We start from the raw sequence: 22,261 nt of genomic DNA on the forward strand, positions 1-22,261 counted from the left end.
TGAAAGGGCGGCCTTCAGATTAGCCCGCGCTGCCATCCGACGGCGTTTTGGTCTTGCGTCGCGCCTCCCGCAGCCCGACCCAGAAGCGGGCCGCTTCCCGGATCGACTCCTCGACGGGGCGGGGCTGCCATCCCAGCTCCCGTTTGGCCTTGTCACACGCCACGGGAGCCTCGGCTCGCATGAGACGCAGCGAACCCATCGACAGTTGTTCGTCGGTGCCGCGCAGCTTCGCCTTCGCGCTGCCGAGTGCGGCCATCGCATACGACATCGGCAGCGGAATCGACTTGGTCGGTGCGGGCACCCCGGCCGCTTCGGCCGCGATGCGCACCACCTCGGCGTTGCTGATCATCTTGTCCGAGATCAGATAACGCTCGCCGATCCGGCCTTTCTCGGCGGCCAGCAGCAGTGCCCGCGCCGCGTCGTCGATACCGACCGCTTCGAGCTCGATCTTGTCCATCACGAACGGCAGCTTTCCGAACGCGGTACCGGCGATGAGCGCGCCGTGGGGGGTCATGCCCCAGTCGCCCGCGCCGTACGTCGTCGACACACACATCGCGACGGCGGGCAAGCCATAGTCACGCGCGTACTGCAGCACCAATTTTTCCGCCTGGACCCGGGAACGAACGTACGGGGTCAGGCCCCTCTCGACGACGACGTCATCCTCGGTGGCGATGCGCCCGCGCTTTCGGCCGACGGTGACGTAGCTGCTGGTGAAGACGAACCGATGCAGCCCAGCATCTTTCGCGATCTCCAGCACGTTGCGGGTGCCGTCGACGTTGGTGTGGAACAGCGGCGCGGAATCGCGCAGCCAGCCGCGGGTGTCGACAACGCAGTAGTAGACGTCCTCGACGCCGGCCATCGCCTCGCTCAGGGTCTGGTTGTCCCAGATGTCGCCGACGAACCGCGTGACATCGAGGTCGTCGATGCCGATCGTGTTGGCCCCGTCGCGCACCATGACACGCACATCGTCGCCCTTTTCGACGAGCTGGCGGGTGACGTGCGAGCCCAGATAACCGTTGGCGCCGATGACCAGTGCGGTCACTTCTGCCCGCCCAACTGCCCGCCGAACTGCTTCATCCATTCGGCCGCTTCGTCTGGCAGCGTGCCGAGTTCCTCTGCCTTACGGCACCACTTCACCGCGGCCCTCACGAACCGCAACGGGTTGTAGATGTCCTCCTGGCGGCGCCACAGCCCGTCGCCCGCGTACGTGATGATCGAGATGTTGGTGGCCGTGATGATCGTGCCGTCGCCTGGGTCACGCATCGGATTGTCGAGCTCGCAGATGACCCGTCCGGTCGCCTCGTCGAACACCGACCACAGCGACGGAAACGACGTCATGTAGCTGCCGGGGAAGCTTTCCATCGTCTGCCAGATCCAGGGGCGCACCTCGTCTCGGCCGCGCATGGTGCCCGCCGCGTGCTCGACGTAGAGGACGTCGGGTGTGTACTGCTCAACCCAGGGATCCCAGTCGCGGGTCTGCGCGGCGCGATCGACCGTCGCTTCGAACTTCTCGAACGCCGCGACCAACTCGTCGCGGCTGAAAGTGCTGCCAGTCACACCAGAACTAGAACACGTTCTACTGAGGTTTGTCGAGCAGTCAGGACACGCTGAGAACCTGCCGGTCACCGAGCGGGCCGGCCAGCGGCACCTCGACGGTGCCGGATACCGCGATCATGATGCAGGCACGGCCGACGGACTCGGGCCGCGTGCCGGAAAGCAACTCGACGCTGACGGTCTCGGCGGTCTCGGTGACGGTGGCATGAACGCCGTAGCACTCTGGTGTTCCGGTCGTGAAGTGCACGGCGACGGCGTCATCGGCGGCTACGCGGCTGAACGAGTCGGCGGGCATCGGATGGGGGTCCACGATCGCCGGATTGTCGACGAAGACGACTCCTGCGGGTCCCTGCCGTTCCGGCAGAACCACGGTCTCGGCAGCAGCCGCAGGTGCGAACCAAACGGCGCCGACGACAGCGGCGAGGGCAAGGCTGGTACGCATCACACTTCCGTAATCTCCGAACGGAACAGCGCCGTTACCCGGGCCGTTATATGAGCGTGCAATACAACAAGAACCCCGCCGCGGTCAGTGCGTTGTCACCGGAGCAGTACCACGTCACCCAGGAGAACGGCACCGAGCGGCCGTTCACCGGTGAGTACTGGGACAACCACGAACCCGGCATCTACGTCGACGTGGTGTCCGGTGAGCCGTTGTTCGCCTCGGTCGACAAGTTCGAGAGCGGCACCGGCTGGCCGAGCTTCACCCGGCCGATCGAGGACGCGAACGTGGTCGAGAAAGTTGACCGCACCCTGTTCATGAAGCGCACCGAGGTGCGCTCGGCACACGGCGACAGCCATCTCGGCCACGTCTTCAACGACGGCCCGCGATCCGAGGGCGGGTTGCGCTACTGCATCAACTCGGCTTCGCTGAGGTTCATCCACCTCAATGATCTGGACGCCGAGGGTTATGGCGACTACAAGAGGCTCTTCGAGAAGAAGGAGGCACAGGCATGAGTGAGTACAGGAAGGCGATCCTGGCCGGCGGCTGCTTCTGGGGCATGGAGGATCTGATCCGCAAGCAGCCCGGCGTCGTCGACACCCGCGTCGGCTACACCGGCGGCGAGAACGCCAACGCGACCTACCGCAATCACCCGGGTCACGCCGAGGCCATCGAGATCATTTACGACCCGGCGCAGACCGACTACCGCGCGCTGCTGGAGTTCTTCTTCCAGATCCACGATCCGACGACCAAAAACCGTCAGGGCAATGACGTCGGCACGAGCTACCGGTCGGCGATCTTCTACCTCGACGACGAGCAGAAGGCCGTCGCGCTGGACACCATCGCCGACGTCGACGCATCGGGCCTGTGGCCGGGCAAGGTCGTCACGGAAGTGACTCCGGCAAGCGAGTTCTGGGAGGCCGAGCCGGAGCACCAGGACTACCTGGAGCGCTACCCGAACGGGTACACCTGCCACTTTCCCCGGGCCGGCTGGAAACTGCCGAAAAGGAGCACCGTCTAGGACGCGCGGCTACTTCCCGTGGGCTCGGAGCTGATAGAGCCCACGGGTGAGCGCCACGGTCTGGCCGGCTTCATCACGGACGACGGCGTCCAGCATGAAGTCGGCCTTTCCGTTCTCCGCGGCTTCGGTTTCCACGCGTCGTAATTCGTCCTCGTCCAAGGTCGCTTCGGCGCGTAGGTCACTGCGCGCGGCCGCGGTGAACTCGATGTCGAGTTTCTTCACCAGCGGGTAGTACTTGGCGGCATCGAAGCTCGCGATCGCGATGATGCCGCCCAGGATTTCGGCGACGGTGAACTCGACTCCGGCGTACACGACGCCGAAGTGATTGCCGTTGCCCTCCAACGGCACGGTGGCCGCGGCATAACCGCGGCGCGCCTCGACGGCCTTGATCCCCAGCTTGTGCGCAGCGGGGATGGTGGCCTCCATGCCGCCGTTGATCATCTCGACCAGACTCATGGGACGAAACTAGCCCATGTGCGTCACCGCCGGCGCACGGTGACGAGCCCGCCGTCTTTCGGAGTGAAGGCGATGCCGCGGAAGTGGATCTTCTCATCCGGGACATCGTCGGTCTCAATGACGAAGTGCCGCAGAATGGTTCGCAGCACGACGTCCATCTCGACGTTGGCGAACGCCGCCCCGATGCAGCGGCGGGTGCCGCCGCCGAACGGTATCCACGCCGTCGGGGTCCTGGTGCCCAGGAACCGGTTGGGGTCGAAGCGCTCGGGGTTCGGGAAGGCCTCTGGGTTGGCGTGGACGTTGCCGATCGAGACGATCACCGTGTAGCCGTGCGGAATCCGCCATTCGCCGAGATCGAAGTGCGGCGCGACGACGTGGCGACCGGAGAAGTCGATGACGGTCCGGTTCCGTTGCAGCTCAACGATTGTGGCCTGGCGGTACTCGTTACCCCCCTCGTCGTTCTCCTCGACCAGCTTGGCGAGGACTTCGGGATGACGGCGCAACCGCTCGAACGCCCAGCCCAGGGTCGACGCGGTCGTCTCGTGGCCGGCACCCAACAGGGTCAGGAGTTCGTCGGAGATGTCCTGGTGCGACATCGGGGTTCCGTCCTCGTATCGGCTGCGCAGCAGCAGCGCCAGGATGTCGGTGCGGTCCTCGAGCCGCGGATCGGTCTCGGCCTTTTCGATCAGCGCGAACACGGTGCAATCGAAGTTTCGGCGGAACTCCGCCAGCCGGCCCCACGGGCTGTACCGCCCGGTGCTGAACGGGGGCTCGGGCAGCGTGGCCATTCGCGACGCCAGCTTGGCCCACGGCGGGATGATCTCGCGCAGGTAGTCCAGTTGGGCTCCGTCGGCGCCGAACACCGTGCGCAGGATGACATTCAGTGTGATCCTGTTCATCGGCTCGAGCGTCGCGAACTCGCGCCCCTCGGGCCAGGTCGCGGTCTCGCGCAGGGTCTCCTCTTCGATGACCTTTTCGTAGTTCTTGATGCTCTGCCCGTGGAACGGCGGCGCCAGCAGCTTGCGGCGCGCCCGGTGCTCCTTGTTGTCGAGTGCGAAAACCGACCCGGGCCCGAATATCCTGCTGAGGTTCGGCTTCACATTGATCAGCTCGTCGGTGCTCGCCAGGAACACCTGCCGCACCAGCGCCGGGTCGGAGACCACCACGCTACGGCCGAAGAACGGGACGTTGATCGCGAAGACGGGGCCGTGCCGCTTCAGCGTGTTGCGCAGGAAGGAGCGCCGAAAGCCTGCGAGCAGCACCCCTTGCACCACCTTCGGCAGCCGCACCGCCGGTGGCATCTTGGCCGACGGCGCCGCTGCCCCTTCGGTGTCGTCGGTGGCTTTGGTGTCTTCGATGTCGCTGATCGCCGCGTCCGTCATTGCTCTCTCCTAGCCCAGCGGGGTCTCGCGGCGGTGCACGATGATGCGCCCGCCATGCTTTGGGGTGAAGGCCACACCGCGCGAGTGCACCTTCTCGTCGGGTGCCGTCGTCGCGTCGATCACGAAGTGCCGCAATACCGTACGCAGCACGACGTCCATCTCGACGTTGGCGAACGCCGCACCGACGCAGCGCCGGGTCCCGCCACCGAACGGGACGAACGCGAACGTCGGCGGCCTGGGCCCGATGTAGCGCTGCGGGTCGAAGCGATCCGGCTCGGCGAAGTCTTCGGCACGGTTGTGCAGTTGCGCTATCGCGACCACGATCGACGTGCCCCGCGGAATCACCCAGTCGCCGAGCTGGAATGTCGGCGCGTAGACGTGTCGGCCCGCGAAGTCGATGACGGTGCGGGCGCGCTGCACCTCCAGGATGGTGGCCTGCCGATACTCGTTGTCGTCGGTCGCGGCCTCGTCGACCAGGGCGGTCAGCACCTCCGGATGTCGCGTGATGCGCTCGAACGCCCATCCGAGGGTGGACGCCGTCGTTTCGTGCCCGGCGGCCAGCAGCGTCAACAACTCGTCGCCGATGTCGCTGCGTGACATCTCCGACCCGTCCTCGTACGTGCTGCGCAGCAGCAGTGCGAGCACGTCGTCGCGGCTGTCGAAGTTCGGGTCGGCTTTGACGTGGTCGATCAGCCTGCCGATGACGTCGTCGTACCGACGCCGGTATTCGGCGAGCCTGCCCCAGGGGCTGAACCGGCCGTATTCACGCGTCGGCATCGGCACCACGGCCAGTCGCGAACCGAGCGTGACCCACGGTGGAATGATGCGCCGCAGCTCGTCGAGCTGTTGCCCGTCGGCACCGAACACCGCTCGCAGGATCGCGTTGAGCGTGATCCGCATCATCGGCTCGAGCGTCGGGAATGCTTGGTCCTCCGGCCAATTCGCCGACTCGCGCAGCGTCTCCTCTTCGAAGATCCTCTCGTAGTTCTTGATGCTCTTACCGTGAAACGGTGGGGTCAGCAGCTTGCGGCGCCTGCGGTGGTCGGCACCGTCGAGCGCGAACACCGATCCGCTGCCGAGCACCCTCGACAGATTTGGCTGGACGTTGCCGACATCGTCGGTGCTGGCCGTGAACAACTGCTTGGCCAGCTGCGGGTCGGCGACGATGACGGTCTCGCCGAACATGGGCAGGTTCATGGTGAAGACCTCGCCGTGGCGGCGAGCGATCCGCTCGTACACCCAGTTTCGCGAGACGATGTAGCCGGCGCCCTGTACCCACTTCGGCAACCGCGGCCCTGGCGGCATTCTGACGGCGCTGGACGTTACGGCGGGCCTGTCGAGGATCTCGGTCCCCACCCCATCGCGCGTGGGCCCATTGCTCATGGTGCACTCCCAGTCATCTCGCCAGGACGACACTGTCCTGGTACTACGGTGTACCGCGGGTTCGTGTAGTACGGTACCGGTTAGTACCAGCAATGTGCAAGAGTCCGGAGGGAGGCGACGTGACGGCAGCGCTCGGCCAGCGTGATTCGCAATCCGAAGCGCAGGGGACCGATCCGTTTCGCGACCGCCTGCTCGACGGCATGGCGGCGTCGATCATCGAGCGCGGTTTCCGCGACACTACCGTCGCGGACATCGTCCGGCACGCCCGCACCTCGAAGCGCACCTTCTACGCGCAGTTCGCCAGCAAGGAAGACTGCCTGATCGAGCTGCTGCGCCGGAACAACGAGACCCTGATCACCAACATTCGCAACGCCGTCGACCCGGAGGCGGACTGGCGGGAGCAGATCCGCCAGGCCGTCGACGCGTACGTCGGCCACATCGCGGCGCGGCCGGAGATCACCCTCGCCTGGATCCGCGAGCTTCCCGCGCTGGGCGCGGTGGCTCAGCCGCTGCACCGCGTGGCGATGGAGCACCTCACCGACATGCTGGTCGATCTCAGCGACAGTCCCGGATTCCGTCGCGCACAGATCGCACCGATCTCCCGGCCCCTGGCGCTGATCGTGCTCGGTGGCCTGCGCGAGCTGACCGCCCTGTTCGTCGAGGCGGGCCACGATATACAGGGCATCGTCGAACCGGCCATCGTCGCATCGACGGCGATCCTCGGCCCTCGCTAGCCGAGCATCAGCCGCGCGGACGTCTCCAACCGCTGCGCGATCTCGGCGTACGACGCGTAACCCATCCCGGCGCGCACCAGCGCACCGGAGTACAGCATTTCCAGCGAGTCGACGACGTCGGGATCGACGGCGGGTCCGAGCGCAGCGGTCAACCGGTCACGGATGTCGCGCCCGATGCGCAGCCGCAGCACCTCGACGTCGGGATCCCGGCCGAGCAGCGCATTGGTTACCGCACAAGCGAATTCGGGTTCGTCGGCGACCAGCAGGGCGATGTGCCGGAGCACCTCGGTGACCCGCGCCGCCGGGTCATCGGAACCGTGGCTCGCCGGCGGCGAGGCGGCGAGACGGCGCCAGAAGACCTCGGCGACCAGATGCTCTTTGGACGAGAAATACGTATAGGCGGTGGCCGCTCCGACTCCGGCCTCGGCAGCCACGCGGCGCACGGTCAAGCCGGTGAAACCATCCCTGTTGAGGAGCTCGACCGCGGCCCTTCCCAGGCGATCGACGGTGTCGGCCTGCTTGGCGGTCAGACGGCGCCGAGTCGACTCCAGGGTCGTGTCGGACACATGTCCGGACGCTACTACAACTGCCCTTGACCAGCAACGGTAGGTTGGGCCCCATGAGCACTACCCACACTGCCCTTTCCGAGGGCGCCGACAACGCGCTGCCCGAGGCCGCTGCCCGCCTGTTCGCGCTCGCCGACGAGGTGACCGGCTTCATGCCCGCCGACGAAGGACGCACGCTGTACGACACTGCCGTCCGCTACCTGGGCGACGGTGTCGGCGTGGAGATCGGGACTTACTGCGGTAGATCGACGGTTCTGCTCGGGGCCGCGGCGCAGCAGAGCGGCGGCGTGGTCTTCACGATCGACCACCACCACGGTTCCGAAGAGCACCAGCCGGGCTGGGAGTACCACGACGAGTCGATGGTCGACCCGGTCACCGGCTTGTTCGACACGCTGCCGACGCTGCGTCACACGCTCGATGCCGCCGGGGTGGACGACCACGTCGTCGCGGTGGTCGGCCGATCGACGACGGTGGCCCGCGGGTGGCGAACTCCGTTGCGGCTGTTGTTCATCGACGGAGGTCACACCGAGGAGGCCGCCCAGCGCGACTTCGACGGCTGGGTGCGGTGGGTGCTGGTCGGCGGCGCGCTGATCATTCACGACGTGTTCCCGAACCCGGACGACGGCGGACAGGCGCCGTACCACGTCTACCGCCGCGCGCTGGACACCGGCGATTTCCGCGAGGTCTCGGCGACCGGGTCGATGCGGGTGCTGGAGCGGGTGTCCGGCGTGCCCGGCGAGGCGATCTAGCGCCACCCCTCCCAGAACAGAGCGCGCGACCGGAAGCCCGGATGGTTCACGGCGTCAAGGACTTTGATGCCGGTGTTCGCAATCGCCGGGATGCCCACGAGGCGGTGGAAGAACCGGCCGCGACGGTACTCGGCTCCCCAATCCGACCGCACACGTTGCGCATAGTTGGTGAAGTCGTCGGGCCCGCCGTTGGTCAAGGCCGCGACGGCGCATTCGCCTGCGGCCGTACCCGACTGCAATGCCTTGGAGATGCCGGCGCCCGACACCGGACGTGCCGCACCTAGCGCGTCGCCTGCGAACAGCACCCCCGGTCGCCACGGCGGCCACGCGGTGAACCCCATCGGCAGTCGCCACGCCTGCAGCGCTCGGGACTCCCGCAACTCATCGATCCGCGGCACGTCCAACTCACGCGGCAGCGACGAAAGGAACTCGCCGAAGAGTTGCGTCGCATTGATCTGGTGCCACTTCTTGTAGCTGTTGCAGTACCCGAGTCCGATATTGGCCCGGCCCCCGCCGAGCGGAAACACCCACCCGTAACCGGGCAACTGGTCGCCCTGGAACGCTAGCTTCAAATAGATGTCCAGCGAATCGGTTTCAGGTCCGGCGATCGACATCTCGGCACGAATCGCAATCGCCGAATAACCGTTGTACTGCGACGCCAACCGCAACGATCGTTTGACCGGTGAATATGCGCCGTCCGCGGCGATCACCGCACCGGCGAGTACGCGCTCACCTGTCTTGAGTTCGACGCCGGTGACGCGGCCGTCGTCGTCCACGATCGCGCCGACGACCTCGGCGCCTTGGCGCACCTCGACGCCAGCGGACTCGGCCTGCTTGAGCAACACGCTGTCGATCTCGGTTCGTCGGGCAACGTAACCGTGGTCGGGCATGCCCGGGCGGCGCGGGAACGACAGGGCCCACTCACTCGGGCTGAAGATCCTCGCACCGTTGACGCGGTGGAACTTGTCGACCTCGGCAGCGAGTCCCATCTTCTGGATGAAACTCACCGCGCGCGGCGTGAGGCCGTCACCGCAGGGCTTGTCGCGAGGGAACTCGGCCTTGTCGAACACGACCACGCGGGCACCGGCCCTGGCGGCGTGCCAGGCCGCTGCGGACCCTGCGGGTCCCCCACCCGCTACGGCTATGTCGTATCGCTGCGCCACGCGCTCCTGCCTCGATTGCTCAGTGCTGGCAACGCTACGTCGCACCCCTGACCTGGCTGTCTCGAACCGTCGGTCGGTCACAATCGCGTAATCAATCGCCACGACCCGCGGCGAGCGCTGGCGCCGGTACGACGGTGTCAGCGGTCGCTGGTCGCGCACTCGCAGTCGTACTCGCCCACGAGGCCGCGCGGGAGATCGGCGCCGCGGAAGATGCCGTTGGCCGGCGTCGTGCGTGACAGCGCGTCCGCGGCGAGAATCATCGCCGCGCCCGTCCACGTGGTGCGTTCCACCGGCCACCGTTTTCCATCCGCGTAGACGAGGCCGGTCCAGTAGGAGCCATCCTCCTCGCGCAGGTGGTGCATGGCCGCGAATTGCTCGTGTGCGCGGGCCGTATCGCCGATCCCGTCCAAAGCCATTACCAGCTCGCAGGTTTCGGCCCCGGTGACCCACGGCCTGTCGTCGACGCAGCGGATGCCGAGACCGGCCACCACGAAGTTGTCCCACCGTTCGTCGATGCGTGCCCGCGCGGCGGCACCGCGCATCGCGCCACCCAGCACCGGGTAGTACCACTCCATCGACCAGCGGTCCTTGGTCACGAAGGCGTCCGGATGCTCGGCGATCACGTGGCCGAGACGACCCACCGCGAGCTCCCACTCCGGCTGCGGATCCCCGAAGTAGTCCGCGAGCGCCAGCGCGCAACGAAGGCTGTGATAGATACTCGAGCATCCGGTGAGCAGCGCTTCTGGCTCGAGCCCGTTCGGGCTTCTGGCCCAGGAGATTTCGCCACCGCTGAGCTGCATGTCGAGCACGAAGTCGACGGCCTTGGTCACCACCGGCCACATCTTCTCGGCGAATCGGCGATCACCGGTTATCAGCACGTGGTGCCACACCCCGGTCGCGATGTACGCACAGAAGTTGCTGTCGCTGTTGGAGTCCTCCACGATGCCGTTGCGGAATTGGATGGGCCATGAGCCATCCGGGCGCTGCGTCCTGCGGCACCATTCGAACGCGCCGCGGGCGGGTTCCAGGAGTCCGGCCACCGTCAGTGCCATCGCGTTTTCCACGTGATCCCACGGGTCCGTGTGCCCGCCCTCGAACCACGGGATCGCTCCCGAGGACTCTTGGGTATCTGCGATCGACTGGGCGGTTTGGCGGCACTGCGCAGGCGTCAGGACGCCGGCTACTCCTGGGATGTCACGACTCAACGTCAAACCACCGGCTTCTCGAAGTACATCGCGACGCTCTTACCGATCAGCGGGTTGAGCACCGACTCCGCGGTGCGCGTGAGCCAGGGACGGCTCATCATGTCCCACACCAGCAGCCTGTGGTACGCGGTCACCGCGGGATGATCCGACTTCTCCGTTCCAACAGCACATTTCAGCCACCAGTACGGTGCGTGCAGCGCATGTGCATGGTGGGTGCCAGTGAGCCGCAGGCCATGGGCGAGCACCTTGTCGCGCAACACGTCGGCCTTGTAGATCCGGATGTGCCCGCCCTCGTTGGCGTGATATTCGTCGGAGAGGATCCAGCACACCTTCTCGGGCAGCCAGCGCGGCACCGTGATCGCCAGCGAACCACCCGGTTTGAGCACGCGGACCAGTTCCGAGATCGCCCGGTCGTCTTCGGGCACGTGCTCGAGGATCTCCGAGGCGATGACGCAGTCGAAAGTGCCGTCTCCATAAGGAAGATCGAGCGCATCGCCCTTGACAGCCTGGGCTGTCGCCGAAGCCGGGGCCTCGCCCTTGTCCTTCATCGCCTGCAGGATCTCGTCGACGTCGTTGAGGTCCTCGACACTCTGATCGAAGCCGATGACGTCAGCGCCACGGCGGTAGGCCTCGAAGGTGTGCCTGCCTGCGCCGCACCCGACGTCGATCACCTTCGTGCCCGCGCCGACGCCCAGTCGGTCGTAATCAACGGTCAGCATTCGGCGACTCGCTCACGTGCTTGTTCGTATACCGCCACCGTCTGCGCGGCAACGGATTCCCAACTGAAGACATCCAGCGCGCGCCGGCGGCCATTGGCCCCGAGGCGGCGTAGTTCCAGCGGCGAGTCGAGGAGTTCGGCCAGCACGCTGGTCAACTCGTCGACATCGGCCGGAGTGACCAACCTGGCGCAATCACCGTCGGCGCCGACGACCTCGGGCAGCGCCCCTGCGCGGCTGGCGACGATCGGTGTGCCGCTGGCCATCGCCTCCACCGCCGGCAGCGAGAAGCCCTCGTAAAGCGAAGGGATGCAGGCGACTTCAGCGGACGCGAGCAGGTTGGCGAGCTCGCTGTCGGTCACCCCGCTCGAGCTGTGCACGATGTCGGAGATGCCGAGTTCGGCGATCAGCTTCTCGGTCGGCCCGTTGGGCTCGAGCTTGGCGACGAGCTGCAGTTCGAGGTCACGTTCCACTCGCAGCCTCGCGACGGCGTTCAGCAAGTGTGCGACGCCCTTGAGGGGCACGTCGGCGCTGGCGATCGCGATGATGCGGTTGCGCACCCTCCGCTGCGACGGCTTGAACAGTTCGGTGTCCACGCCGAGCGGTACGACGTGCAGCTGATCCGGCGACACCCCGAAGTCCTCGGCGATATCGGCGGCCGACGTCGACGAGACGGTCAGCAGCTCGGGGATGCGTCTCGCGACGTCCTTCTGCATCTCGGCGAAGCCGTACCAACGGCGCACCAGCGGCTTGCGCCACCAGGGTGCCGCGGACACATCCAGCACGCGGTCCCGCGTGATCGGGTGGTGCACGGTCGCCACCACCGGCAGGCCGAGGTCGGCGATCTTCAGCAGACCGGAGCCAAGGCACTGGTTGTCGTGGACGACGTCGAAGTCGTCGAGGCGCTCGGCGAGCGCACGGGCGGCGCGCAGGCTGAAGGTCTTGGGCTCGGGGAACCCGGCGGTCCAGGTCGTCAGCAGCTCGCGCAGGTCGATGGTCGTCTTGATCTCGTTGGGCCACGGGATGCGGAACGGGTCCGGTTCGCGGTAGAGGTCCAGGCTCGGCACCTTGGTCAGGCGTACCCGTGGATCGAGGCCGCCGGGGTACGGCTGGCCCGAGAACACCTCGACGTCGTGGCCCAGCTCGACGAGGCCGCGGGACAGGTGCCGGACATAGACCCCTTGCCCGCCGCAGTGGGTCTTACTCCGATAGGACAGCAGTGCGATGCGCATATTCAGCTCACGACGAGGTGCGCGGGCGGACAGGTCCAGGTCCGGTGAGCAGGACAAATCGTGTCACTCAAATACTCCGAACCTCTCTGGACATGTGTCCAGACTATAGTTTGACTAGCTATCGGACGCAACGCGTCCACACTGCTCTGACTACCACATACGCTGAGATGCGCGCTCTCCGGCCTTTCGATTCCGATGCGTTATCGGGGGGTATTCCCCCACGATGACCACACAAATCAAGGCTGAATCCGAGATCTTCGGCTGGGACGAGACGTCGTTCCAGGACGGCGACGAGGAGACCAAGCTCACCGAGGCGTTGGTCGGGACGCGCTACTCCGGGGATGTCGACGGCTGAGTGTTACTGCGCTTGCTCCGGTGGGAAACCGCCGGTCGCCACTGGACCCCACCGCGTTGGCGTGACGCGGATCAAGCACTTGCCCTGATCGACCATCGCCTTGCGGTATTCGTCCCAGTCGGGATGTTCGCCGGCGACGGCGCGGAAGTAGTCGACCAGCGGCTCGACGGCATCGGGCAGGTCGATGACCTCGGCGTCGCCGTCGACTTGCACGTAGGCGCCGTTGAACTCGTCGGACAACACGGTGACGCTGGCCCTCGGGGTGCGCTTCAGGTTGGCCGACTTGGCGCGTTGCGGGTAGGTCGCGATGACGATACGACCGTGATCGTCGACGCCGCCGGTCACCGGCGAACTCTGCAACGACCCGTCCGATCGAAATGTGGTGAGCACCATGCGATGTCGTGGCCTGACGAAATTCAGCAGCTGCGGCAGATCGACGGCGTCGGCGGTTGCGTACGTTCTAGCCATAGCCCAACCCTAGCGATGGGATAGCGATGGAAGCCTTCGAGAAGTTGGTCTCAAAGCTCGACTATCCGATGTACGTGGTCACCACCCGCGCGGGCGACCAGCGGGCCGGCTGTCTGGTGGGATTCACCAGCCAGGTCAGCATCGGGCCGCCTCGATTCTTGGTCGGCCTGTCCGACAAGAACCATACGTACCGGGTGGCGCAGGACGCGTCGCATCTGGCCGTGCATCTGCTGCCTCGGACGCACCGGGGAATGGCGCGGCTGTTCGGCAGTGAGACCGGCGACCGTACGGACAAGTTCGCGCAGACGCCGTGGCACGAGGGTCCGCACGGGCTGCCGATTCTCGACGACGCGGCGGGCTGGTTCGTGGGCGAGGTGCTCGGACGTCACGCCCTCGGGGATCACGTCGGGCATCTGTTGGAGCCGGTTGCCGGCGATGCCCCCGACGAGTTCCAGCAGCTGGTGACCTTCGCCGATGTGCGTGATCTGGAGCCGGGACACGAGGCCTGAACGCCAGTGGACAACTTTCGTCACGTGTCACAACCCGGCGCTATCATTCGAACATGCGTTCGGAGAGAAATAGAGAAGCGCTCATCGAAGCGCTCGATGCAATAGAAGCGGGCTGCCAGGCGGTCGGGGTGTTTCCCGTGGAGACGTTGTCCCGGACCGACGGCCAGGCACTGCTGGCCCGGCTGGACAAGCTCGACCAGAAGCTGGTCGCCCTGCAGCGGAGCTTGCGCGGCCAGCTCCTCACGACCCGGATGTCGGCCTAGGGACATGGCCGCGGCGCAGGCCGCTGTCGCTACCACCACCCGGAGAAGTACCTGCTGCCCGAGGAGGACGAGGGCCCGTAGGGCCCGGCGACCCAAAACGTCGGGTCCGCAGCTAGTTCGCCTTGCGCTTCAGTGTCCAGGCGGGGATCCAGTGGGTCACCGCTTTACGGCGCGCGCCGTAGGCGATCTCGTAGGTGACCAGGCCCCACCAGAAGCCCTGTTCGCAGATGGCCCAGCACGACAGCCTGCCCTCGACGATCGAGTGCATCTGCAGTCCGGCCGGGTTGTAGCCGCCCGTCCGGTGCGGCTCGCGCGGGAACACGGTGGCGAGGTCGACAAGTACCGCGACCGGCGGATCGACCCGGCGGAACGCCTGCTGCACGGGCTGCCCGTTGTAGCCGATCGATTGGAGCTCACCCACGATTCGATCATACGTTCGAACGCGGTAGCACGAACGCGAACGGGCGCGGGAAGCCCAGGCCCGTGAGGCGCGACTCCCGCACTGCGGCGACGTCGACCGTCCGCAACTCGCCCGACGAGGGCTCGTAGCAGGTCAGGGCGTCTGCACCCACCGCCACGACCAGCACCCAGTGCCTCGGAATCCCGCCTCCGACGAGCATCGCCACCGGCCGATCACGGCCGACGGCCGCCAGCACATCCACGAGCTTGTCGCGCCGGCCCCGGAACAACCGCCACCGGTAACAGACACCCGCCGTCGCACCCACCGCCGTGATCGCCCGGGCCATCCCCCACGGCGTCGTACCGAGCCGCCGCGGCCAGATTCGATTCACGTCGGCGTGCACGCGAAGCTGTTCGGCCGCGAACAGCGCGGCTCCGGAATGCGGTTCGGCCAACGCCGCATGACGGGCGGGATCGAGCAGCGCGCCGGCCATCACCGCGACCGACGGGCCGCACGTCACCCCGTCGCGTTGGCGCAGCCGCAGACCGGCGATCTTCATCGGCTACCAGTGTGCTGGCGTGGCACCTGCTGGTCCAATCCCATCCGCCGGTCGTGGGCCACTTGACGTTTCCGCAGCGCAATTCCTGCCATTCGACAACCAATTGCTGCCACCGGAATTAAATCCCTGACCACCAGGTTTACCAGATCAGCTGCAGCTCGAACCGCGACATTCGCCACGGCTCGGAATACGAAAAGCAAGAAGGAAGAGGGCTCGGAAGATGAAGAAGTTTGGATTCGCCACAGTCGCTGCGAGTGCACTCACTGCCGCATTTCTCGGACTGGCCGCGCCGGCCATGGCTGCGCCGACGGGACCCGGGAACGCGCAGGACACCATCAGCAAGCTGGAGGCACAGGGCTACCAGGTCGTCGTCAACCGTCTCGGTAACGCGCCGCTCGAAAACGCCAGCGTTGTCGCGGTGCGTCCAGGGCAGACGTACAGCCGCACCGACCACAGTGGTCCAGGTGACGATCTGAGCACGAAGTTGCTCAGCAAGACGGTCTACGTCGACGTGAGGTAGACGGCGATCTTGGCCCTCACCCCGACGAGCCCCCGCGATGTCTCCCCCAGGCATCCGGGGGCTTGTCCCTGTTGAGTGAACAAGTGTTTCGAATTGGCGACGGGCGGCTAACCGAAGGCCTGTGACATTCGACCTCACCCCGACCGCGGCGCAGCACGACCTGGCTCGCCGCACCCACGAGTTCGCCGAAGACGTCGTGCGCCCGGTGGCAACGGAGTACGACCAGCGCCAGGAGTTTCCCTGGCCCGTCCTGGAAGAGGCGGCGGCCCGCGGCTTCTACAGTCCGTTGTTCTATCGCGATCTCATCGGTGATCCCACTGGGCTCTCCCTGCCGATGTTCATGGAAGAGCTGTTTTGGGGCTGCGCCGGGATCGGCTTGGCGGTCGTGATGCCCGCGCTCGCGCTCTCGGCCATCGGCCAGGCGGCGTCACCGGAACAGATGCTGGAGTGGGCGCCCGAATGCTTCGGAACGCCAGGCGATCTGAAGCTCGCCGCGCTGGCGATCTCCGAACCCGAAGGCGGCAGCGACGTTCGCAACCTGCGCACCACGGCACACCGCGACGGTTCGGGACCGGACGCCGACTGGATCATCAACGGCCACAAAATGTGGATCGGCAACGGCGGCATCGCCAACGTCCATGTCGTCAACGCCGTCGTCGACGAAGAGCTCGGCCACAAAGGGCAGGCGTTGTTCATCGTGCCCGGCGGCACCCCCGGTCTGGAGATGGTCCGCAAGCTGGACAAGCTGGGGTGCCGCGCCTCGCACACCGCCGAGCTCAAGTTCACCGACGTCCGCGTGCCTGCCGCCAACCTGCTCGGCGGAAACGACAAACTCGAATACAAGCTCGCCAAGGCCCGGGAAGTCGTGGCCGGCGGCAAGAAGTCCGGCTCGGCCACCCTCGGCACGTTCGAGCAGACGCGGCCGATGGTCGCCGCGCAGGCTCTCGGGATCGCCAGGGCAGCAATGGAATACGCCACCGAGTACGCCAACCGCCGGGAAGCGTTCGGGGCGCCGATCATCGATCACCAAGGCATCGCGTTCCCGCTCGCCGACCTCGCGACAGCGATCGACGCCGCTCGGCTGCTCACCTGGCGCGCCTCCTGGATGGCCGGCAGCGGCGTCCCGTTCGAACGCGGCGAGGGGTCCATGGCGAAGCTCGCCGCCAGCGAGGTGGCCGTCAAGACCACCGAACGCGCCATCCAGACCATGGGTGGCTGGGGCTACATCAAGGACCATCCCGTCGAGAAGTGGTATCGGGATGCCAAGCTGTACACCATCTTCGAGGGCACCAGCGAGATTCAGCGCATCGTCATCTCCAATGCGCTCGGCGCCGCGGACGGTAAGCCCCCGCTGCACTTTGACCTCGAACCCTCCGGCGGACCGCTCAACCGCGTGTTCGGTCGCGGCACCCCGGTGCGGACCCGCGTGGCCAGCGCGGCGCTCGATGCCAGAGATCAGATTCCGGCGCCGGTAATGCGCCTGGCGATGAAGGTCCTCCGCCCACCCCGCAAGTAGAGGTTTGGGCGGCCCGCTGTCGGGCACGTGACACGTAGCCATCAATGCAGGGAGGATCCGATGCGAGCTGTGACGTGGCAGGGACGACGGAAGGTGTCCGTCGACAATGTGCCCGACCCGACGATGAAGGAACCCAACGACGCGATCATCCGCGTGACGAGCACCAACATCTGCGGATCCGATCTGCATCTGTACGAAGTGCTCGGCGCTTTCATGAGCCCGGGCGACATCCTCGGGCATGAGGCGATGGGCGTGGTCGAGGAGGTCGGCCGCGAAGTCGACACCCTCAGCGTCGGCGACCGCGTGGTGATCCCGTTCAACATCAGCTGCGGGACCTGCTTCATGTGCGACCACGGTCTGCAGAGCCAGTGTGAGACGACACAGAACCGCGACCAGGGCACCGGCGCGGCGCTGTTCGGCTATTCGAAACTCTACGGCGAGGTCGCCGGCGGGCAGGCCGAATACCTGCGCGTGCCGCAAGCCCAGTACACCCACATCAAGGTGCCCCACGAGGGGCCCGATGAGCGCTACGTCTATCTCTCCGACGTCCTGCCCACCGCGTGGCAGGCGGTCGAGTACGCCGATGTGCCCGACGGCGGCACACTCGTCGTGCTGGGACTCGGCCCCATCGGATCGATGGCGTGTCGGATCGCGTCACACCGCAAGAGCGCCACCGTGATCGGCATCGATCTGGTCACCGAACGGCTGGACCGCGCACGACCGTACTGCTCGGAGGTCGTCGACCTCCGCAGCGCCGATGCCAAAGAGTTGGTGCAGAGCCACACAGCGGGCCGGGGTGCGGACGCCGTCATCGACGCGGTCGGCATGGAGGCGCACGGGTCGCCGTTGGCGACGGCGGCACAGACCGCGAGCGGGTTCCTGCCGCCTCCGGTCGGCCGCGTCGTAATGAAGCATGCCGGCGTTGACCGCCTCGCGGCCTTCAACATGGCGATCGAGCTGGTGCGTCGCGGTGGCACGATCTCGCTGTCCGGCGTGTACGGCGGCGCTGCGGACCCGGTCAACCTGATGACGTTGTTCGACAAGCAGATTCAGCTGCGGATGGGTCAGGCCAACGTCAAGAAGTGGATCCCGGACATCATGCCGCTGCTCACCGACGAGGACCCGCTGGGCGTCGAGCAGTTCGCCACTCACCGACTGCCGCTGTCGGCGGCGCCCGACGCGTACGAGACGTTCCAGAAGAAAGAGGACGGCATGGTGAAGGTGGTTCTCACGCCCTGATGGACACATTCCGCGTCGCCGGTTAGGTGATACCCCTGGTTTCAGATCGTGTACTTCTGGCAATATTACCGACGGGTAAGTTCGGGCGGTACTCATGAGGGTGGGATGACAATGGAGTTACGTGCGATGGAGTTACTTGCTCAGGGCGACGAGGGCGGCGGGGCCGCGATCGGCGAAATAGTCGGATTGACGGTCGCCGGCGGCATCGTCGCGGCGATTTTGCTGTGGATCGGCTGGCTGCACCGCAGCCACAAGATCGACTGGCTCGCCAACCTCGCAGACTGGTCGGGACGCCGGTTCAAACGTCCACCGTGGGTGGCTTTGCCGGTGGCAATGTTCATCGCGTCCATCATCTGCGCGCTGTTCGGCTTCATCTGGGACGTCAGCCTGCACATCGGCAACGGCCGGGACGACGGCGCGCTGGCCAACCCCGCGCACTACTTCATCCTCATCGGATTGTTCGGCATCTTCGTGGCCGGGTGCACGGCGATGGTGCTGCCCCGGGGAGCCGACGACCGCCCGGGCCCGGCGGCGGTCCGGATCACCGACGATTGGTATGCGCCGGTCGGCGGCATCGTGATGGCCGGGTGCGGTCTGTACGCGCTCATGGGCTTCCCCCTCGACGACATCTGGCACCGAATCTTCGGCCAAGACGTCACGCTCTGGGGTCCTACCCACCTGATGATGATCGGCGGTGCCGGTTTCTCCACCCTGGCCGCGCTGTACCTCGAACACGAGGGTCGCAAGGACAGAACCGATGACACCCCGCCGGACGGCATCGGCCTCAAGTTCGTCCAGTACCTGGCGTTCGCCGGTGTACTCATCGGCGCCTCGGTTTATCAGATCGAGTTCGACTTCGGTGTGCCGCAGTTCCGCCAGGTGTTCGAGCCGATGCTGATCGCCGCCGCTGCCGCGCTGGCCCTTGTCGCCGCCCGGATCTTCATGGGTAAGGGTGCTGCTCTCATCGCCGCGCTCATCGCCATCGGTCTGCGCGGCATCGTCGCGTTACTGGTGGCGCCCGTACTCGACGCGCCGGTCAGCTGGTTCCCCCTCTATCTCGGGGCCGCGCTGGTCGTCGAATTGCTGGCGCTGACGCCGCTCCTGAAACGTCCTGTCGTGTTCGGTCTGGTCAGCGGCCTCGGCATCGGAACCATCGGACTTTGGCTCGAGTCGCTGTGGATCAACGCCGTCTACCACCTGCCGTGGCCGACCAGCATTTGGCCGGAAGCGCTCATGATGGCCGTTCCGGTCGCGATCCTCACCGGCGGATGCGGAGCGATGGTCGGCATGGTGCTGACGGGCCAACGGCTACCCAGTCGCGCCATCGGTGTCGGCCTGGTCGTACTCACGGTCCTGGCGATCGGCGGCGCAGCAGCCAACGGGCTGCGTTACGACGTGCCCGAAAGCGCGGCGGCCACGATCACTCTCACCGACGTGCCCACGAGTGACGGTGAGCGTTACGCAACCGCCGACGTGCGGCTCACCCCGGCGAACCTGATCGGCGACGACCCCAACTGGGTGTCGGTGTTGGGCTGGCAGGGTGGACTGGCCAACCAGCGCGGCATCTTCATCGACCATCTCGAGCAAGTCGGCCCGGGTCACTTCCGGTCCACCGAGCCCATGCCGGTATCGGGTACCTGGAAGACACTGCTGCGGGTGCACGATGGGAAAACCCTTGCCGCAGTGCCGATCTACCTGGCCGGCGACCCCGGCATCGGTGCCGAGGAAGTTCCCGCCGAGGCGACGATGACGCGGCCGTTCGTCGGCGAGATCACCATCCTTCAGCGCGAACGCAGCCCGGACATCCCTCAATCCTTGTGGTTGATCGGATGTTTGGTCGTGCTGGTCTGCACGCTGGCGATGATCGCCGGACTCGCGTGGGGCGGGGGCCGGATCAACAACAGTGAGCCGCACGACACCGAAGCCGAGCTCGAACCGACCGCACAGGCATGACCGTCGCATCGAACGCAACAAGCGTCGTCTACCTGGCCGACCACCCCATCTGGCTCGCCGTTCCGGCGTTCGCTCCGGCCATCGTGGTGGCCGGCGTGGTGGTGTTCATCGCGGTGCGCAATCGGCGCAAGGGTGACGGGGGGGCCGGCTCACCGAATACCGAAGGGAAACCGTGACACTGCGTTCCGCAACGACTGTTGCGTTGGCCGCCGCCCTGCTCGTCGCCGGCTGCGGAAGTGAACAAGGCCAAGGCGATAGTCAGGCCACTCCGTCGGCGACGACGGTCAACCCGTCGGACATGCAGGATCAACAGGCGCCGCCCGACCGCCTCGTCGTCGACGTCAAGATCCAGGGCGGGAACGTGACCCCCACGAACGCCCAGCTGGAGGCGTCGGTGAACGAACCGATCATCTTCGAAGTCGACAGCGACGCCGCCGACGAACTGCACGTGCACTCCAACCCCGAGCACTCGTACAAGATCGAGGCCAAGCCCGGTCAGTCGTTCCAGTTCACCGTCGCCGTACCCGGACAGGTCGACGTCGAGCTGCACGAACTGAAGAAGACCGTCGCCACCATCACCGTGCAGTGAACGCGGACGGGTCCGTATCCGTACTCGCCCATGGTCTGGGCGGGTCCGCCGACCTTCCGATCCCCTTCACGTATGCGCTGATCGGCGCGGCGTGGGCACTGACGTTCACCTTCGCCGTCGTCGCATTGGCATGGCGCAAGCCACGATTCGACCCCGCCAAACCCGGCCGCGCACTGCCGCCGTGGGTGACCGCGGCGGTAGACGCGCCGGTGACCCGTTGGGTGGTCGGCATCGCCGGCCTGGCCCTCACGGTGTGGGTGGGGCTCGTCGCGTTCATCGGTCCGCAGAACGCCGAGAGCCCGCTGCCCGGCGTGTTCTACGTGTTGATGTGGGTCGGGCTGGTGGCGGTGTCGGTGCTGCTCGGTCCGGTGTGGCGGGCGCTGTCACCGGTACGTACGTTGCACCGGTTGCTCGGCGGAAAGTCGCTGCGTGACTATCCGGCGGCGCTGGGCTACTGGCCTGCGGCATTCGGGCTGTTCGCGTTCGTGTGGCTCGAACTGGCGAGTCCCGATCCGGGGTCGCTTGCAGCGATCCGGAATTGGTTGCTGATCTATCTCGTCGTCACGCTCGCCGGAGCCTTCGTATGTGGCGCGCGGTGGTGCGCACGTGCAGACCCGTTCGAGGTCTACGGCATCGTGGTGTCGCGGTTGTCCGCGTTGCGGCGCAACCGCGACGGCCGCATCGCGATCGGCAACCCTTTTGATCATCTGCCGTCGCTGCCGATACGGCCGGGCGTTGTCGCGGTGCTGTCGGTGCTGCTGGGCTCGACGGCGTTCGACAGCTTCTCCGCACGGCCGCAGTGGCGCACGTTCATCGACGAGACGGCGGGATCCGTGACGGCCGCCACGCTGATCAACACCGCGGCGCTGTTCGTCTTCGCCGCCGTGGTCGCGGCGACGTTCTGGCTGGCGGCCAGGGCGACAGGTGGGGTCGATCGCGAGCAGCGCAGGCTGCTGCCCGGGCAGATGGCGCATTCGCTCATCCCGATAGTCGTCGGGTACGTGTTCGCGCACTACCTGACCTATCTCGTCGAACGGGGACAGCAGACCGTCTACCTGCTGCTGGGTATGGACGCCGACGTGAATTACATTCTGTCGCTTCATCCTTCGCTGCTGGCGACGCTGAAGGTCGGCTTCGTCGTCGCAGGCCACGTGGCGGGCGTCGTCGCCGCCCATGACCGGGCGCTGCACCTGCTGCCCAAGACGCACCAGTTGACCGGTCAGCTCGCGATGATGCTGGTGATGGTGGGCTACACCTTCACCGGGCTGTACCTGTTGTTCGGCGGGTAAA

At 66.4% G+C, this 22,261-nt stretch carries 28 protein-coding genes; 14 read left to right on the forward strand and 14 right to left on the reverse strand.

The features are described from left to right. Positions 1–19: 19 nt before the first annotated feature. The 3 genes from G6N36_RS20595 to G6N36_RS20605 are packed head-to-tail and all read right to left on the reverse strand — an operon-like array spanning position 20 to position 1,996. The gene (locus tag G6N36_RS20595; RefSeq protein WP_179964826.1) at positions 20–1,042 is read right to left on the reverse strand and encodes an NAD-dependent epimerase/dehydratase family protein; all 1,023 of its coding nucleotides are present in this window, start codon (positions 1,040–1,042) and stop codon (positions 20–22) included. Then, entirely contained in the window at positions 1,039–1,557 is a 519-nt protein-coding gene (locus G6N36_RS20600; protein WP_163688707.1) for a nuclear transport factor 2 family protein, read from the reverse strand. The genes G6N36_RS20595 and G6N36_RS20600 overlap by 4 nt, the downstream gene beginning before the upstream one ends. 40 nt (positions 1,558–1,597) lie before the next feature. Further along, positions 1,598–1,996, reverse strand: a complete 399-nt coding sequence (locus tag G6N36_RS20605; protein WP_163688708.1) for a hypothetical protein — start codon at positions 1,994–1,996, stop codon at positions 1,598–1,600. Positions 1,997–2,046: 50 nt separating this feature from the next. Between G6N36_RS20605 and msrB the strand changes: the two genes are divergently transcribed. Together msrB and msrA are read left to right on the forward strand one after the other, a co-directional pair. Next, the gene (gene msrB / locus G6N36_RS20610; protein WP_163688709.1) at positions 2,047–2,508 is read left to right on the forward strand and encodes a peptide-methionine (R)-S-oxide reductase MsrB; all 462 of its coding nucleotides are present in this window, start codon (positions 2,047–2,049) and stop codon (positions 2,506–2,508) included. Then, on the forward strand, positions 2,505–3,014 hold the full coding sequence (msrA, locus tag G6N36_RS20615) for a peptide-methionine (S)-S-oxide reductase MsrA (protein WP_163688710.1): 510 nt from the start codon (positions 2,505–2,507) through the stop codon (positions 3,012–3,014). The genes msrB and msrA overlap by 4 nt, the downstream gene beginning before the upstream one ends. A 9-nt stretch (positions 3,015–3,023) precedes the next feature. Here msrA and G6N36_RS20620 read toward each other — a convergent pair whose 3' ends face one another. Genes G6N36_RS20620 through G6N36_RS20630 form a run of 3 tightly spaced genes read right to left on the reverse strand, consistent with a single transcriptional unit; the run spans position 3,024 to position 6,157 of the window. Then, complete coding sequence (locus tag G6N36_RS20620) at positions 3,024–3,470, reverse strand: YiiD C-terminal domain-containing protein (protein ID WP_163688711.1); 447 nt, start codon at positions 3,468–3,470, stop codon at positions 3,024–3,026. A 23-nt stretch (positions 3,471–3,493) separates the two neighbouring features. Next, complete coding sequence (locus tag G6N36_RS20625) at positions 3,494–4,852, reverse strand: cytochrome P450 (protein WP_163688712.1); 1,359 nt, start codon at positions 4,850–4,852, stop codon at positions 3,494–3,496. A gap of 9 nt (positions 4,853–4,861) precedes the next feature. Further along, the gene (locus tag G6N36_RS20630) at positions 4,862–6,157 is read right to left on the reverse strand and encodes a cytochrome P450 (RefSeq protein WP_372512298.1); all 1,296 of its coding nucleotides are present in this window, start codon (positions 6,155–6,157) and stop codon (positions 4,862–4,864) included. 197 nt (positions 6,158–6,354) lie between these two features. Between G6N36_RS20630 and G6N36_RS20635 the strand changes: the two genes are divergently transcribed. Then, positions 6,355–6,969, forward strand: a complete 615-nt coding sequence (locus G6N36_RS20635) for a TetR/AcrR family transcriptional regulator (RefSeq protein WP_372512292.1) — start codon at positions 6,355–6,357, stop codon at positions 6,967–6,969. Here G6N36_RS20635 and G6N36_RS20640 read toward each other — a convergent pair. Next, complete coding sequence (locus G6N36_RS20640; protein WP_163688715.1) at positions 6,966–7,535, reverse strand: TetR/AcrR family transcriptional regulator; 570 nt, start codon at positions 7,533–7,535, stop codon at positions 6,966–6,968. The genes G6N36_RS20635 and G6N36_RS20640 overlap by 4 nt on opposite strands. Positions 7,536–7,588: 53 nt before the next feature. Here G6N36_RS20640 and G6N36_RS20645 point away from each other — a divergent pair, with 53 nt between their 5' ends. After that, positions 7,589–8,284, forward strand: coding sequence for a class I SAM-dependent methyltransferase (locus tag G6N36_RS20645; protein ID WP_163688716.1), 696 nt, complete (start codon positions 7,589–7,591; stop codon positions 8,282–8,284). Here the strand turns inward: G6N36_RS20645 and G6N36_RS20650 are convergent. The 4 genes from G6N36_RS20650 to G6N36_RS20665 all read right to left on the reverse strand — a co-directional run bounded on the left by G6N36_RS20650 (position 8,281) and on the right by G6N36_RS20665 (position 12,600). Beyond that, positions 8,281–9,447, reverse strand: a complete 1,167-nt coding sequence (locus G6N36_RS20650; protein WP_163688717.1) for an NAD(P)/FAD-dependent oxidoreductase — start codon at positions 9,445–9,447, stop codon at positions 8,281–8,283. The genes G6N36_RS20645 and G6N36_RS20650 overlap by 4 nt on opposite strands. A gap of 137 nt (positions 9,448–9,584) precedes the next feature. Then, entirely contained in the window at positions 9,585–10,652 is a 1,068-nt protein-coding gene (locus G6N36_RS20655) for an MMP endo-(1,4)-3-O-methyl-alpha-D-mannosidase (protein ID WP_163688718.1), read from the reverse strand. 2 nt (positions 10,653–10,654) lie between these two features. Beyond that, entirely contained in the window at positions 10,655–11,371 is a 717-nt protein-coding gene (locus G6N36_RS20660; protein WP_163688719.1) for a class I SAM-dependent methyltransferase, read from the reverse strand. After that, positions 11,365–12,600, reverse strand: coding sequence for an MMP alpha-(1->4)-mannosyltransferase (locus G6N36_RS20665; protein WP_163688720.1), 1,236 nt, complete (start codon positions 12,598–12,600; stop codon positions 11,365–11,367). The genes G6N36_RS20660 and G6N36_RS20665 overlap by 7 nt, the downstream gene beginning before the upstream one ends. A 223-nt stretch (positions 12,601–12,823) precedes the next feature. Between G6N36_RS20665 and G6N36_RS30140 the strand changes: the two genes are divergently transcribed. After that, positions 12,824–12,955, forward strand: a complete 132-nt coding sequence (locus G6N36_RS30140) for a hypothetical protein (protein ID WP_264001492.1) — start codon at positions 12,824–12,826, stop codon at positions 12,953–12,955. A gap of 3 nt (positions 12,956–12,958) precedes the next feature. Here G6N36_RS30140 and G6N36_RS20675 read toward each other — a convergent pair whose 3' ends face one another. Then, positions 12,959–13,423, reverse strand: a complete 465-nt coding sequence (locus tag G6N36_RS20675) for a PPOX class F420-dependent oxidoreductase (protein WP_163688721.1) — start codon at positions 13,421–13,423, stop codon at positions 12,959–12,961. Between the two features lie 26 nt (positions 13,424–13,449). On the opposite strand from G6N36_RS20675, the gene G6N36_RS20680 reads away from it, so the two are divergent. After that, positions 13,450–13,932, forward strand: a complete 483-nt coding sequence (locus G6N36_RS20680) for a flavin reductase family protein (protein ID WP_163688722.1) — start codon at positions 13,450–13,452, stop codon at positions 13,930–13,932. Between the two features lie 53 nt (positions 13,933–13,985). Next, positions 13,986–14,195 (forward strand): hypothetical protein, encoded by a 210-nt coding sequence (locus G6N36_RS20685; RefSeq protein ID WP_163688723.1) that lies wholly within the window; start codon positions 13,986–13,988, stop codon positions 14,193–14,195. 112 nt (positions 14,196–14,307) lie between these two features. Here G6N36_RS20685 and G6N36_RS20690 read toward each other — a convergent pair whose 3' ends face one another. Further along, complete coding sequence (locus tag G6N36_RS20690) at positions 14,308–14,616, reverse strand: hypothetical protein (RefSeq protein ID WP_083127788.1); 309 nt, start codon at positions 14,614–14,616, stop codon at positions 14,308–14,310. Positions 14,617–14,623: 7 nt separating this feature from the next. Then, a complete protein-coding gene (locus G6N36_RS20695; RefSeq protein ID WP_163688724.1) occupies positions 14,624–15,154 on the reverse strand; it encodes a hypothetical protein in 531 nt (176 codons plus the stop codon). A 220-nt stretch (positions 15,155–15,374) separates the two neighbouring features. On the opposite strand from G6N36_RS20695, the gene G6N36_RS20700 reads away from it, so the two are divergent. The 7 genes from G6N36_RS20700 to G6N36_RS20730 all read left to right on the forward strand — a co-directional run bounded on the left by G6N36_RS20700 (position 15,375) and on the right by G6N36_RS20730 (position 22,260). Further along, positions 15,375–15,674, forward strand: a complete 300-nt coding sequence (locus G6N36_RS20700) for a hypothetical protein (protein WP_163688725.1) — start codon at positions 15,375–15,377, stop codon at positions 15,672–15,674. A 121-nt stretch (positions 15,675–15,795) separates the two neighbouring features. Beyond that, positions 15,796–17,190: an acyl-CoA dehydrogenase family protein gene (locus G6N36_RS20705; RefSeq protein ID WP_163688726.1), complete on the forward strand. Its 1,395-nt coding sequence runs from the start codon at positions 15,796–15,798 to the stop codon at positions 17,188–17,190. Between the two features lie 60 nt (positions 17,191–17,250). Then, entirely contained in the window at positions 17,251–18,429 is a 1,179-nt protein-coding gene (locus G6N36_RS20710; protein ID WP_163688727.1) for a zinc-dependent alcohol dehydrogenase, read from the forward strand. Between the two features lie 105 nt (positions 18,430–18,534). After that, positions 18,535–20,382: a hypothetical protein gene (locus G6N36_RS20715; protein WP_163688728.1), complete on the forward strand. Its 1,848-nt coding sequence runs from the start codon at positions 18,535–18,537 to the stop codon at positions 20,380–20,382. Next, the gene (locus tag G6N36_RS20720; protein WP_163688729.1) at positions 20,379–20,558 is read left to right on the forward strand and encodes a hypothetical protein; all 180 of its coding nucleotides are present in this window, start codon (positions 20,379–20,381) and stop codon (positions 20,556–20,558) included. The genes G6N36_RS20715 and G6N36_RS20720 overlap by 4 nt, the downstream gene beginning before the upstream one ends. Next, positions 20,555–20,971 (forward strand): hypothetical protein, encoded by a 417-nt coding sequence (locus G6N36_RS20725; RefSeq protein WP_163688730.1) that lies wholly within the window; start codon positions 20,555–20,557, stop codon positions 20,969–20,971. Before G6N36_RS20720 ends, G6N36_RS20725 begins: the two co-directional genes overlap by 4 nt. Further along, a complete protein-coding gene (locus G6N36_RS20730; RefSeq protein WP_163688731.1) occupies positions 20,968–22,260 on the forward strand; it encodes a hypothetical protein in 1,293 nt (430 codons plus the stop codon). The genes G6N36_RS20725 and G6N36_RS20730 overlap by 4 nt, the downstream gene beginning before the upstream one ends. Position 22,261 lies beyond the last annotated feature (1 nt).

Source organism: Mycolicibacterium gadium, assembly GCF_010728925.1.
GTDB lineage: Bacteria > Actinomycetota > Actinomycetes > Mycobacteriales > Mycobacteriaceae > Mycobacterium > Mycobacterium gadium.